This window comes from Kitasatospora sp. NPDC001309 (assembly GCF_042896295.1).
GTDB lineage: Bacteria > Actinomycetota > Actinomycetes > Streptomycetales > Streptomycetaceae > Kitasatospora.
Map to the genome: position 1 here is coordinate 183,104 of NZ_JBIAXC010000010.1, position 12,712 is coordinate 195,815.

Annotated in this window: 16 protein-coding genes; 6 read left to right on the top strand and 10 right to left on the bottom strand. The window is 75.0% G+C overall.

From position 1 onward, the window contains the following. The first annotated feature begins 7 nt into the window (after positions 1-7). Positions 8-940, top strand: a complete 933-nt coding sequence (locus ACFY2K_RS13720) for a ribosome-inactivating family protein (protein ID WP_375896892.1) — start codon at positions 8-10, stop codon at positions 938-940. A gap of 184 nt (positions 941-1,124) precedes the next feature. On the opposite strand, the gene ACFY2K_RS13725 is transcribed toward ACFY2K_RS13720, so the two are convergent. The 5 genes from ACFY2K_RS13725 to ACFY2K_RS13745 form a co-directional block, all read right to left on the bottom strand. After that, entirely contained in the window at positions 1,125-1,346 is a 222-nt protein-coding gene (locus ACFY2K_RS13725; protein ID WP_380525828.1) for a hypothetical protein, read from the bottom strand. A gap of 142 nt (positions 1,347-1,488) precedes the next feature. Beyond that, a complete protein-coding gene (locus ACFY2K_RS13730) occupies positions 1,489-2,352 on the bottom strand; it encodes an alpha/beta fold hydrolase (protein ID WP_380639942.1) in 864 nt (287 codons plus the stop codon). Positions 2,353-2,550: 198 nt separating this feature from the next. Continuing rightward, complete coding sequence (locus ACFY2K_RS13735) at positions 2,551-3,549, bottom strand: aldo/keto reductase (protein ID WP_380593103.1); 999 nt, start codon at positions 3,547-3,549, stop codon at positions 2,551-2,553. Between the two features lie 42 nt (positions 3,550-3,591). Beyond that, complete coding sequence (locus ACFY2K_RS13740) at positions 3,592-4,023, bottom strand: hypothetical protein (RefSeq protein WP_375896882.1); 432 nt, start codon at positions 4,021-4,023, stop codon at positions 3,592-3,594. Between the two features lie 77 nt (positions 4,024-4,100). Continuing rightward, positions 4,101-4,919: a hypothetical protein gene (locus ACFY2K_RS13745; RefSeq protein ID WP_380593102.1), complete on the bottom strand. Its 819-nt coding sequence runs from the start codon at positions 4,917-4,919 to the stop codon at positions 4,101-4,103. Positions 4,920-5,368: 449 nt separating this feature from the next. Between ACFY2K_RS13745 and ACFY2K_RS13750 the strand changes: the two genes are divergently transcribed. From ACFY2K_RS13750 to ACFY2K_RS13765, 4 genes are all read left to right on the top strand, one after another. Then, on the top strand, positions 5,369-5,986 hold the full coding sequence (locus ACFY2K_RS13750) for an XRE family transcriptional regulator (RefSeq protein WP_380525837.1): 618 nt from the start codon (positions 5,369-5,371) through the stop codon (positions 5,984-5,986). 196 nt (positions 5,987-6,182) lie between these two features. Next, a complete protein-coding gene (locus ACFY2K_RS13755) occupies positions 6,183-6,776 on the top strand; it encodes a ParH-like protein (RefSeq protein WP_387711397.1) in 594 nt (197 codons plus the stop codon). Next, positions 6,773-8,062, top strand: coding sequence for an MAB_1171c family putative transporter (locus ACFY2K_RS13760; protein WP_387711399.1), 1,290 nt, complete (start codon positions 6,773-6,775; stop codon positions 8,060-8,062). The genes ACFY2K_RS13755 and ACFY2K_RS13760 overlap by 4 nt, the downstream gene beginning before the upstream one ends. 71 nt (positions 8,063-8,133) lie before the next feature. Further along, positions 8,134-8,322, top strand: a complete 189-nt coding sequence (locus ACFY2K_RS13765; protein WP_375896868.1) for a hypothetical protein — start codon at positions 8,134-8,136, stop codon at positions 8,320-8,322. Between the two features lie 25 nt (positions 8,323-8,347). On the opposite strand, the gene ACFY2K_RS13770 is transcribed toward ACFY2K_RS13765, so the two are convergent. Further along, on the bottom strand, positions 8,348-8,809 hold the full coding sequence (locus tag ACFY2K_RS13770; protein WP_387711400.1) for a hypothetical protein: 462 nt from the start codon (positions 8,807-8,809) through the stop codon (positions 8,348-8,350). Positions 8,810-8,908: 99 nt separating this feature from the next. After that, entirely contained in the window at positions 8,909-9,745 is an 837-nt protein-coding gene (locus tag ACFY2K_RS13775) for a DUF4253 domain-containing protein (RefSeq protein ID WP_387711402.1), read from the bottom strand. A gap of 161 nt (positions 9,746-9,906) precedes the next feature. Here ACFY2K_RS13775 and ACFY2K_RS13780 point away from each other — a divergent pair, with 161 nt between their 5' ends. Beyond that, positions 9,907-10,416 (top strand): hypothetical protein, encoded by a 510-nt coding sequence (locus ACFY2K_RS13780; RefSeq protein WP_387711403.1) that lies wholly within the window; start codon positions 9,907-9,909, stop codon positions 10,414-10,416. A gap of 129 nt (positions 10,417-10,545) precedes the next feature. Here the strand turns inward: ACFY2K_RS13780 and ACFY2K_RS13785 are convergent, their stop codons facing one another. From ACFY2K_RS13785 to ACFY2K_RS13795, 3 genes are read right to left on the bottom strand one after another with little or no spacing between them, the layout of a single operon-like run. Further along, entirely contained in the window at positions 10,546-10,857 is a 312-nt protein-coding gene (locus ACFY2K_RS13785; RefSeq protein WP_387711405.1) for a hypothetical protein, read from the bottom strand. A gap of 30 nt (positions 10,858-10,887) precedes the next feature. Next, positions 10,888-11,742, bottom strand: coding sequence for an ABC transporter permease (locus ACFY2K_RS13790; RefSeq protein ID WP_387711407.1), 855 nt, complete (start codon positions 11,740-11,742; stop codon positions 10,888-10,890). Beyond that, entirely contained in the window at positions 11,739-12,683 is a 945-nt protein-coding gene (locus tag ACFY2K_RS13795) for an ABC transporter ATP-binding protein (protein WP_387711409.1), read from the bottom strand. Before ACFY2K_RS13795 ends, ACFY2K_RS13790 begins: the two co-directional genes overlap by 4 nt. Positions 12,684-12,712: the final 29 nt, after the last annotated feature.

A 12,712-nucleotide genomic window follows, 5' to 3' on the forward strand; every position in this document is an offset into this window, starting at 1 on the left:
GAGCACGATGCAGTCGCCCGGCCCGATCCACCGCAGTACCCTGTTCGCCGTCGTCCTGGCGTTGTTGACCTGTCTGTTCGCGGCGTCGTCGACGACGGCAGCCCAGGCGAACACCGGGACGAACCGGCTCTTCCAGATCGACTGGAGCCTCGACGGGATCGTCCAGAACAACCCGTCCCAGGCCGCTGCGGACTACGACAGCGTGATCACCGAGCTGCGGGGTGCCGCCCGCGGCAACTCCGTCCTCATGGGGCGGATGGACGACACCGAGATCCGGCCCGACGACGACCGGCACCTCATCGAGGTCCGGCTCCAGCAGGGCGGCCAGCACATCGGCTCGGTCTACTTCCGCTCGGACAACCTGTACATCATGGGGATCTGGACCCCCAGCCAGAACTCCGGCTCGGTGAGCGGGATCCTCGGCTTCTCCGACCAGCGGGTGGCGTTGCAGCAGATCCTCGCGCGGGCCGGGTACCAGCGGGCCGTCGGGAACCTCAACGTGGGGTCCAGCTACATGGCCCTGGGGAGCGCCGCCCGCGCGACCGTGCGCATGGGCGCCACCGAGATCGCCTTCGCCACCGGGCTGATCCACTTCTACGACAGCCACTCGACGGCCACCTCGGCCACGCTGCGCAACCAGAGCTACCTCGTCCTGATCCAGGCCCTCGCGGAGGCGGCCCGCTTCGAGGAGATCCGGGCGCACGTCAGCAACAACCTGCGCACCAGGGCGAACCAGCCGGTCCCCGCCGCCCTGATCAGCTGGGAGAACCAGTGGTCGGCGGTCTCCCGCTGGCTCCACCAGGTCATGCAGGACCCGTCGACCCCGCCGTTCGAGATCAACGGCACCACCTACCGGACCCCGCAGCTGTTGCTCGGCAGCCCCATTCCGGGCTACCCGAACCGGATCGGCTACCTCCTCGCCCTCGGTTCCTCCCGGTGAACTGACCCCGCAACACCACGGCGGGCGGCCCGTGCGGGGCCGCCCGCCGTCGCTCTCGGGCACGACCGGGTCAGCTGGTCCGGACCGGCTCGCAGTGGACGCGCCTGCCCGCCGAGTACGGACGTCCACCGGGCCGGACGCCACCTCGCGGGCCTCTTCGATCCGCCCCGCCCGCTGACGGGCGTCAGTGACACGGGTCCCGGTAGGGGTTCTCGCCCAGCAGCGTGGCCGCGGCCGCGCAGAGGTCTTCGCCGAAGAGCTGATTGCTGCCCCATGCGGAGCCCCACAGGTCGGACGCGGCCTGGGCCACGGCGCGCCAGGAGTAGTCCTCGTCGCATCGCCACGTGCGGATCCGAGCGGCCATCTCCGGCGTGATCGTCGCTGGGTCGACGGTGTTGTGTGGCATGCCGGCGACCCTAGGGACGTTCCGATGACGGCGGCTACGGCTACGGCTACCGGATGGGGAACACGCCAGGCCCCGGGGCCGGGACCTCCGCACCGCCCCGGTGGGCGCACGGGAAGTCGGCCCCGTCGACTTCCCGCTCCGGTCAGGATCCGGTGGGCAGGTGGGCGGCGACCTCGGCCAGGACCTGGGCGGCCGGTTCCGGGGTGGCCAGCCACTTGAGGTGGCTGCCGGTGAGGGTGCGGACGGTGTAGGGGTTCCCGGGCGTCAGGGCGTCGGCCTCGCGGATCATCCGGTCCTGCATGGCGAGCGGGATGCTGGCGTCCTCGGTGAGGCGGACGTACGTCCTGGGGATCCGGCCCCAGGTGTCGGCGCCGGCCCGGTCGTCGGCGGTGCCGGCGTCGAGGTTCTCGTCGGGCTGGAGGGTGTTGAGGAGGACCAGGAACTCCTCGTCCGTCCCGTCGGCGAACAGGGCCGCCTTGAAGGCCGCGAGGGCGGCGGGGTCGGCGGTGCGGAAGTTGGAGCGCAGCAGCCCGAGTTCGGCGGGGTTGCCGACCAGCGCGGCGGCCAGCGCGGCGGGGTCGACCGCGGCCATCTCGGGCTCGGCGTAGTAGGCGCTGACGTCGAGGTCGACGGGGCACCAGGAGGAGACGTAGACGAGGTGGTCGATCAGGTCGGGCCGCCGGTTGGCGGCGACGGTGGCCGTCAGGCCGCCGCGGCTGTGCGAGACCAGGACGACGGGGCCGTTGCGCTTGGCCCGCTCCAGGACCGCGATGAGGTGCGCGGCGTTGTCGGCGAGCGTGACGCCCTTGATGACGCCGGGCGTCGCGGCGAGCTCGGTGAGGTCCTGCGGCGCCTGGTAGGCGCGCGGGTAGGTCGCGGCGAAGCCGTGTCCGGGGAGGTCGACGGCGACCGAGCGGTGCCCGAGGAGGCCGATTTCGGCCTGGAGCGGGGCGAAGGAGAAGGAGTTGGCGAACGCTCCATGGACCAGGACGAACGTCGGCTGCATCTGGGCTACGACTGCCTTTCCGGGGCTGCGGCGGTGTCGGCGGGACGGGGCGGGGCGCAGCCACCGGGGTGGTGTGCGAACGGCCGCCCGCTGCCGGGGGTTCACCCTACTCGGCGAAGATCATCCGCACTAGCCCCGACCGGACAGGCCGGGCAGGGCCGGCAGGCCGGGCGGGGCCGGCCGTCAGGTCCAGGGTCGTCAGGTCCAGGGCAGGGAGGAGCGGGTGTGCCAGTAGGCCTCGGCGGGTTCGGGCATGGTGGCGAGGGTGGCGAGGTCGTCCGGGGTGGGGGTGAGGTGGGCGGCGGCGAGGTTGGAGGCGAGTTGGGCGGGGGTGGCGGCGCCGGACAGGACGACGTCGGCCCAGGGCTGGGCGGCGGCGGCCGCCAGGGCGAGGGCGTCGGGGGTGGTGGCGGTGCGGGTGGCGAGGGCGCGCAGGGCGGCGGTGTCGTCCCCGGTGGCGTTGCGGCCGGCCAGGCGGCCGTTGGCCATGCCCTCCTTGACCACGACCAGCCAGCCGGCCCGGTGGGCTTCGGCGAGGGCGGGGGCGGCGGAGGTCTCCAGCAGGTTCCAGGTGGCCTGGACGGCGCTGAACAGCGGCCGGCCGTCGACGGTGACGGCCAGGGCCCGGCGGATGGCCTCGGCCTGGGCGGGGCCGCTGGTGGACAGGCCGACCCGGACGCCCTCGGCGGCGAGGGCGTCCAGGCGCCGGTGCAGGGCGGGGTCGGTGAGGGCGGGGCTGTCGGTGGTGACCGAGTGGACCAGGTAGACGTCCAGGCGGGGGCCGAGCAGGGCGCGGGTCTCGCGGATCTGCCGGTCGTACACCGCCGTGGAGTGCTCCTTGACCTCGTGGGCGGTGACGCCGGTGGTGCGCCAGTCGGCCGTGTAGGTGTAGCCCCACTTGCTGCCGACCGTCACCTCGGCGGCGGCCTCGGGGTGTTCGGTGAGCCACTGGGCGAGGAACTCCTCGGCGCGGCCGTAGGAGCGGGCGGTGTCGAGGTAGCGCACCCCGGCGGCGTAGGCGGCGTCCAGGAGGGTGTGGGTGCGCTCGCGCAGGGCCTCGACGGTGCGTTCGGCGGGCAGGTCGGCCGCGCGCCCGAGGGTGATGTAGCCGGGCCGGCCGACCGCCGCGGTGCCCAGGCCCAGCCGGGCGCGGGCCGGGGTACTGGGGGTGGGAGCGGGGGCGGGTTCGGTCGGCATGCTGGCTCTCCTCGGGTGGCGCGACGGTGCTCACCTGGGACTTTAGGGGACCGCCCGCAGGGCCGTCGGCAGCGGGGCCGGGGCCGGGTGGGGCGCGACCGGGCAGGCCGGGGTCGGGCAGGCTGCGGCCGGGGTCGCGGCCGGGCCGGTCGGCTGGTCCAGGCGCAGCACGACGTTGACGTAGTCCCGCGGTTTGCCCGGCCAGTGCCGGTCGTTGCTGGTGAGCAGCCGGCTGCGCACGCCGTCGCGTTCGGTGAGCGGTCCGGGGGTGGTGCGCAGGTTGGGTTGCCAGTCGCGGCCGCGCGGGCGGTGTTCGAGGGTGAGGGTCCAGTGCTCCCCGTCCACCTCCAGGACGGCGCCGGGGCGCCCGGGCAGCACCCGGGTGCCGTACGGGCCGCGGACGACCGCCCGTTGGGCGAAGTCGGCGTTGCAGCCGACCACGGTGATGCGCCAAGCGCCGTGGAACCTGAGCACGTTCGCCTCCCGCCCTCGCGGCGCGCCGTCGGCGACACGCCTCCGTCGGGGTCAACGGATGCGGGGCGTGCGGAGGATCAAACGGAGGGTGACCGGACGGCTGCCGGGCGTGTCGGCGGGGCGGTGCGGGCGGCGTGGGCGGTGCGGGTGCTGTGGGCGGTGTGGGCGAGCGGCGGGTAGCCGTGGGCGGTGAGGACGAGGTCGGCGTAGCGCGGGTCCTCCAGCGGGACGCCGTGGCGGCGCAGCAGGTCGAACAGCTGGGCCAGGTGGCGGGGTTCGGTGCCGCGCGGCAGTCCGTCGGGGGTGGTGCCGAGGACGCCGAGGACGGGGCCGTGGACGCGGTCCGCCCGGGAGGCGGCGGTCACGGCGGCGGCGGTCGAGGAAGCGGTGGCCGTCCGGACCGTCCGGGCCGTGCGGGCGGTCCGGACGGTCCGGGCGGGGACCAGGCGCAGCAGGAGGACGAGCCGGGCGGCGCCGGAGTCGGGGTCCTCGTCGGTCTCCATGGTGAGGGCGACGATGTCCTGCCAGCGGTAGTGGCGCGGGAGGAAGGCCCGTACCAGGGTGAGGCCTTCGGTGTCGGCGCGCAGCCAGAAGCCGTAGGGGACGGGCAGGGCGACGCCGAGGACGGCGGTGCCGGAGAGCAGCAGGGCGGGGACGGCGCCGAGGCGGGCGGCGACGCCGGTCCGGGCGAGGACGATGCCCATGGCGAGGGCGAGGACGCAACCGACGGGTGCTCCGGCGGCCCGCCACAGGAAGGCCAGTCGGACGGTCTGCGGTCGACGTCGCGGCCGCGGCAGCGCCTGTGACTGCGCCTGTGCCTGCGCCCGTGCCTGCGGTAGTGGCTGTGCCTGCGGCTGTGCTGGCGGTGCGGTCTGCCCGCGCGGCGTGGTGTCCACGGGTGCCCCCTTCTCGCGTCGTGCCGTCGGGGGTCGGGCCGGTCGGGCTGTCCCCCGCCGGGCGGCGGTACGGCGGTGCGGCACGGCGGGCTGCGGCACGTCGGGGTGGGGCGGGCGTGGTGCGGGTGCCCGGGTCCGGTGTGTCGACGCCGTGCGGTCTCGCGGGAGTCGGCCCTTCCCGGCCGGGGCGCCGAGGCCGGTCGGGCGGTCCGGTGGAGACGTCAAGTGCCATCGTTACGGGCTGATGTGAGGATTCGTCAGCTCTGGTCGGCAGCACCTGTGGGCCTGTTCGTCCAGGATGTCAGCCGACGCTACGCGGGTCAACTGGCGTTGACTGCGGGTATCTTCTGATCCATGCCAGCTGATGCCGTTCGGCTATCGTGACCTGGCCGGCCCTGTCCGTCCGCCGAGGTCGCGGCCGGAGGGCCCGGGCGTGAGAAAGGTGGGGCATGACGGAGTCGACGGGGGACGGCGTTCAGGCGGGACCGGAGGGCGCTCCACCGGAGCCCGCCCAGGACGGCACCGGGAACGCGGACACGGGAGCGGATACGGGAACGGACGCGGGAACGGACCCGGGAACGAATGCAGGCACGGACCCGGGCACGGACCCGGACGCGGGCGCCGGCACGGAGACGGACGGCCCCGCGAGCACGGAGGCCGGCGGGCTGTCGGTCCGGATCGAGGCCCTGTTCCACACCGTGCGCCGCCCCGACCGCGAGCAGTACACCAACGAGGAGGTGGCCCGGGCCTGCCGCGAGGCGACCGGGGAGTCCTTCTCCACCACCTACCTGTGGCAGCTGCGCACCGGGCGCCGGGACAACCCGACCAAGCGCCACCTGGAGGCACTGGCCCAGTTCTTCCAGGTCCCGCCCGCGTACTTCTTCGACGAGCAGCAGGGCGCCGAGATCGCCAAGGAGCTGGCCCTGCTCGGCGCGCTGCGCGACGCGGGCGTGCGCAGCCTGGCGCTGCGGGCGGTGGGCCTGTCGCCGGAGGGCCTGGACACCGTCAGTGAGCTGGTCGACGTGATCGCCCGCCGGGACGCGGCGCGCAAACGCCCCTCGCCCTGAGCGCGGGCCGCGCAACCCCGCAGGGCCGTCGGAGCACGGGGCGGGCGGGCCGCGGGGCGGGCGCAGGAGCGTCGGACGCCCGTGCGGAGGCGCCGGCGGAGGAACCGTAGGGGTGGAGCGGTGAGGGGAGCTCGGGTTGTGGGGTGACTTGTGGGGCGGCCGGGGCTACCGGTCCACGCTGCGGCGCTGTCGCCGGATGGCCGAACAGCTGGAGCTGCCGCGCCCGTTCGACCCGGTGGTGCTGCTGGAGCAGCTGGCGGTGCGGCGCGGGCGGCCGATCGAGCTGCTGCCGGTGCCCGCCCGGCCGCACGCCCCCTGCGGGCTGCTGGTCTCCACCGTGGAGGCGGACTACATCCTGTACGCGGCGGACACCGGCGTGCTGCACCAGCGGCACATCCTGGTGCACGAGATCGCGCACCTGCTGCTCGACCACGCCGGCTCCGCGCCGCTGGCCCCGGCCGCCGCACTGCTGCCCAACCTCTCCCCCGCGCTGGTGCAGCGGGTGCTGGGGCGCACCAGCTACGACGAGCCGCAGGAGCGGGAGGCGGAGCTGCTGGCCTCGCTGATCCTGAGCCGGGCGGAACGGGCCGACGCCGCCGACCAGTCGGGGACCGGGCCGACACCGGCCGGCGGGTCGCTGGACGCGCTGGGCGTCCTGCTGGCCGCCCGGCGGCACGGCGGCACCGCCCGGGAAGCCGAACCCGCCCGGGAGTCCGACGGCGGGCCGGGGACTGACGGACCGGGGGACGACACACCGCAGGACCGCAGGCCCCAGGGGCGCCGGCCGTGAGCGAACTCGCCCTCTACCCCGTCGGGTTGTTCTTCGTCCTCAGCTCCGCCCACTTCTCCCGCAGCCGGATCGACTCCCGCGCCGCCGCCCGCTTCACCTGCTACGGCACGGCCCTGCTCGGCACCGCCCTGCTGGTGCTCGCCCCGCCGACCGTACGGGCGGTGCAGGGCACGGGGGTTCCGGTGCTGGCGGTGCTGGTGATCGTGCTGGGCGACGGGCTGCGCGACGGCGCGGCCGCGGCGATGCGGCTGCTCGTGCCGGCGCTGCGGGCGGCCGATGCCGCGAGCACGGCCGGTGCCGACACCGCCGCTGAGCCCGTACGGCGGGAGGTGCGGGGCGGACTGGCCCTGCTGGCCGGGGTGCTGGGGCTGCGGCTGGCGCTGATCACCGCCGCCGCGCCGGGCCTGGCGGGCGAGGACCTGACCGTCGGCCCCGAGCTGTCCGCCCGGCTGGCGCTGGCCGGGTACACCGCCGTGGGCATGCTGCACACCGCGGTGTGCCTGACGGTGCTGCTGCGCGAGCTGGCCCGGCGTGCCCGCGCGGCCGGCCCCGGGCGGCTGGGCACCGGGCTGCGGCTGCTGGCCGGCGGGCTGGTGGCCGGGCTGCTGTGGAACGCCTGGAGCATGGACGACGTGCTGCGCGCGGCCGTCACCGGCAGCCAGGACGGCCCCGAGGACCTCCTGTGCGCGGTGCTGGGCGGGCTGTGCGCGGCGCTGATCGCGGCCGGCCTGGGCAGCACCCTGTGGCCCGCGGCGACCGGGGCGGTGCGCGGCTGGCTGCGCGCCCACCGCCGCTACCGGGCGCTCACCCCGCTCTGGCGCGACCTGCACACCGTGCTGCCGGAGATCGCCCTGGACCCGGCCCGCCGGCTGCCGCTGCCCCCGCGCGACCCCCGGTTCGCGCTCTACCGGCGGATCATCGAGATCCACGACGCCCGCCTGATCCTGCGCCAGCACCTGGACCCGCGCACCGCGCAGTGGCTCGACCGCGCCACCCGCCGCTTCCCGCCGCCCTCCGACCACGCCGCCGCCACCGCCGAGGCCGCCTCGCTGGCCGCCGCCCTGGAACTGGCCGCGGCCGGCACCCTGCCCGGGCCCGCCGCCGCACCGGAGACCGCCGCACCCGCCACGGCCACCGCACCCGCCACGACCACGACGGACACCATGGACGGGGAGGCCGACCACCTCGCCCACCTGGCCCGGGTCTACGCCACCTGCCCGGCCGTCGCCGAGGTCCGCACCCGCGCCCGCGCCGAACGCGCCCGCGCCACGACGGCCCTGCCGTAGCCTGCCGTCCGTGGAGAGCGAGGGAGGGGAAGTGGGCGACGGGCGTGGGCCCTGCTCCCGGCGGGGGCTTCGTGAGTAGGCGTCGCTACGTGGCCAGGGGCGTGCCCGGTGGCTACCGCATCTGGGACAACCGGGGGCGCCGGTGGTGGGGCGACCTCTACGAGCTCTGCCCCGACGACCTCACCGCCGAACTGAACGGCGGGGCCGCCCCGGAGAGGCTCACCGCCCTCCTCAAGCGGTACCGGGCCCAGAAGCGTTAGCACCCCACCGTCAACCCCGCTCCCGTCACCGGCCCCAGCCCCACCGGAGCATTTCGAACAGCAGCCACACGAGCAGGAGCGGGACCATGGCGAGCGGGCCGGGCCCGGCCCCCTCCACCGGGACAGGCTCGCTTTCCTCCGCCGGGACGGGCTCGGACTCCTCCACCGGGACGGTTCCCGGGTGCCACCGGAAGTGCAGCCTGAGCTCGCCCGGAGCGGTGGCCATCGAGTCCAGGCGCAGCCGCCGGTCCGCCTCGTTCGTGAAGCGCGGCGCCGCCCAGTGCATGGACACCGTGGCGATCGGAGTCTCGTTCGCCGGGGCGCCCCGGGGGGCTATCGACCAGCTGGAACCCTCCATCTGGTACGGGTAGTTGACGGCCTCGTCGATGAGCTCGCCCAAGGTGCTCGCGCCGTCGACGGTGAAGTCCCAGTGGTGGGGTGGATCGTCTCCCGGGTGCACGCTGTCGCGCGTCAGGATCACTCGCATGCCCGGCACGCTAGCCCGGCGCACCAGTTATCGTCAATCTGACATAAACGTCCGGCTGGAGACCCCATCAGCCACTCGGCCACGGCACCGGCCCGTGTGTCAGTCCCACCAGAAGCCCCAGTGGGTGGCATCGACCAGTTCCTCGGCGTAGCCGGCCAGGCTCTCCTCGGCCTGGAAGAGGTTGTCCGGGCAGAACGCGGCGTGTTCGACCGCCACCAGCAGCGCCTCCTCCCGGCTCGTCGGCGGCGCCGCGACGCTCAACTCCAGTGAGGCGGCGCCCACTCCGACGAGGCGGGCGCCGAAGCGGTGCTGCCAGCTGTGCAGCACGGCGGCGATCTCGCCGGTGTCGCCGTGGCCGTTGGTGCCGTTCCAGCCGCAGGCGGCCAGCGCGTGGGCGCCGTCGTCCGCGCGGACCAGGCCGATCCGCAGCGAGGGGCGGGCGCGCAGCAGTTGGCGGGCCAGGCGGTCGGCGCACTCCTGCGGGTCGCGCCGCGGCGCGGGGGCGGGGGCGGGGCCGGGCCAGGTGTCGCCGTAGGGGGCCAGCGTCTCCAGCAGGTCGGCCCGGTCCTGCGGGTCCCCGCTGGGGCACCACAGCACCGACGTCTGCCACCACCCACGCAGCAGGGCCGCCACCTCGTACCGGTCCGGCCGGAACTCCCCCGGCCCACCGGGTTCGCCGGGCTCGCCGGGTTCGAGCCCCAGGTCCCGCGCCTCCAACTGCGTGGCGTCGCGGCCGGGCGCCAGCAGCAGTGGCCACCGCCCCGACTCCGCGTGCTCCCGGCGCAGCCGCTCCCACACGCCCTCGGGCGCCGGCCCGTCGCTCACCCACAGCGACGGTACGACCTGACGCCCCGGCAGCAGTGGCGCCGTACGGCGTTCGGCACTGCGGTCGGGGAAGCGTCGGCGCAGGTCGCGGAGCAGCTGGGAATCGATCATGCGCCCACGGTAGGGGTACGCACCGACAACGTCCCCGGGGGCCGCCGTGGGGCCGTTCGATCGAATCTGTTGGCGGGCCGTTCCCGGACGACCCGGGCGGCCATAGGCCGAGGCTATGAATGGGTCGCCCGACCCCTCAGGACATCGACCTCAGGAGAGACATGACGCACCGCATCGCCAGGGCCGGTCTCGGCACGGCCGCCGCGCTGATCACCCTTCTCACCGCCGCCCCCGCCTCGACCGCCGCGCCGACCACCGGATCCGCCGGACCCGTCGCCCGGGACCGGGTCATCACGCTCATCGGCAAGCTCGCGCAGCAGTCGTCCTTCCCCGTCAACCCAGGAGGGGCCCCCGCCCAGGGCGACCGGACCGTCTTCCGCTCGGTGCTCTCCGATCTGGACGGCAACCAGATCGGCGAGACCGGCGGCACGTGCACCACCACCCGCACCGACAACGGCGGCGCGGAGGAGTGCACCGTGACCTACACCCTCCCGGGCGGCCAGATCACCGCCCAGGGGATGGTCTTCGGCCAGCTCAACCCGGGCCCGCCGCCCTCCTTCGACAACGCGATCACCGGCGGCACCGGGGACTTCGACCGCGCCCGCGGCTCGATCCACGCCGACACGATCGCCCCGGACACGAGGCGCTTCACGATCGACCTCGACCGCTGACCGCCTGCGGCCGTCTGCCGTCTGCCGTCTGCCGTCTGCCGACCGGACGGCGGACGGCGGACGGCGGACGGCCGCAGACGGTCGGGCGTGCGGTGACGCGCGGGGCCCGCCGGTGAGGACCGGTGACGCTCAGGAGTGCCCGACGACCAGCCGCACCAGCGCGACGGCGTCCCGGAGGCTGAGGCCGGGGTGCGCGCGGCGCAGTTCCCGGACGGCCTTGACCTCGGCCGTGCGGGGGTCGATCCCGGCGTGGGCCAGGACGTTGCGGGCCCAGCCCACCGGGGTGGGGGCGGCGGCCGGGACGAAGTCCTCGACGATCCGCAGGGCCCGGCGCAGGCCCGGCTGTTCGACCTGGTCGGCGGTGTCCAGGGCGGCGCGCAGGGCGGCCTTGAGCGGGTCGAGGCCGGCCGGCTGCGAGGGGCCGGGGAGGGGGACGAGCATGGTGGTACCTCTTTCTTCCTTCATTCGGGGTCAGTAGGCGCTCTTGGCCAGCCGCTTGCGCTCGCGTTCGGACAGGACGGAGCCGGACTCCTTGCGGGCCATCCGGCGCAGCAGGCCGGGGGCCAGCAGGAAGCCCGCCACCGCCCAGCACAGCAGCACGCCGGCGATCGGCAGGTGTTGCCAACTGCCGGACACTTCAAGGGTCTTGGCGCTGTCGGGCAGCAGGGCGGAGCGCACGCCCTGGGCGATCCAGCGCAGCGGGAAGAGGGAGCCGACGGTCTGGAGGGCGGTGGGCAGGTTGCGCAGCGGGGCGAAGGCGCCGGAGATGAACATCAGCCCGAGCATGGGCATCATGTACAGCGCGAGGGCCTCGCGGGCGGGGGGCAGCAGGGCGCCGATCGCGGCGCCCATCGGGACGACGGCGGCGGTGCCCAGCAGCAGGGTGAGGGCCAGGGTGAGCCACTGTCCGGGGGTGGCGGGCAGGTCGGCGTGCAGCAGCAGGGCGCCGCCGACCAGTAGCAGGAGGATGGAGGCGCCCATGGTCACCAGGACGAAGAGCGCCTTGGCGACCAGGTAGGCGGGCATCGCGCCGGGGACGCCGCGCAGGCGCAGCAGGGTGCCGTCCTCCCGGTCGCCGGAGAGGAACTGAGGGACGGTCATGAGGCCGAACATGAAGACGGTGGAGGCGATGCCGCCGGCCAGGCTGAGCTGGGTCAAAGCGTCTCCGGAGCCAGTGCCGCCGGAGCCGGCGCGCCAGTAGGAGATGGCGAGGAAGACCAGCGGGGTGGTCAGGTAGGAGTAGAAGTCCTTTCGGCTGCGCAGGAGTTGGCGCAGTTCGACGGCGCCGCGGCGCAGGCCGAGGACGTAGGGGTTCACGGGGGTCACGGCGTCTCCGCGGGTTCGGCGGGTTCGGCGGGTCGGGCGTCGCCGACCATGCCGAGGTAGGTGTCCTCCAGGCTGGGGCGGCGCACTTCCAGGTCGAGGATCGGTCCGCCGAGCCGCCGGTGCAGGTCCCAGACCGCCCGGGAGGGGTCGGCGGTGCGCAGGCTGCGCGGGGTGCCGTCGGGGTCGCTCCAGCGCACCTCGGACTCGGCCCGGGCGGCTTCGGCGAGTTCGGCGAGGGTGCCGCAGGCGGTGAGGCGGCCGGCTTGCAGGATGCCGATCCGGTCGGCCAGTTGCTGGGCCTCGGTGAGGTCGTGGGTGGTGAGCAGGATGGTGGTGGCGCGTTCGTCGCGCAGTTCGCGCAGCAGGGCGTGGAAGTCGCGGCGGGCCTCGGGGTCGAAGCCGGCGGTGGGTTCGTCGAGGAAGAGCAGGTCGGGGCGCCCGACCAGGCCGAGGGCCACGTCCAGGCGGCGGCGCTGTCCGCCGGAGAGGGTGGCGGCGGTGCGGTCGGCCTGGTCGGTGAGGCCGACCCGGGCCAGCAGTTCGGCGGGCGCGTAGGGGTCGGGGTAGTAGCGGGCCAGGTGGCCGAGCAGTTCGCCGACGCGCCAGCGGCCGTGGTCGCGGCTGGACTGCAGGACGATCCCGATCCGGGCGCGCCAGACGGGGTCGTCGCGGGCCGGGTCCTGTCCGAGGACGGTGACCTGGCCGGCGGAGCGGCGGCGGTAGCCCTCCAGGATCTCGATGGTGGTGCTCTTGCCGGCGCCGTTGGGGCCGAGCAGGGCGAAGAGTTCGGAGCGTTCCACCCTGAGGTCCAGGCCGTCCAGGACGTCCCGGCTGCCGTAGCGCATCCGCAGTCCGGACGTCAGGATCGCCGCTTCTCCCCCGGGCCGTTCGTCTCCGGAGCGGTCGGCCGTGCCCGCCCGTGGCGTCGTCGTCCCGGTCATGTCCTTGCCTCCCCCGTGCACATGCCCGC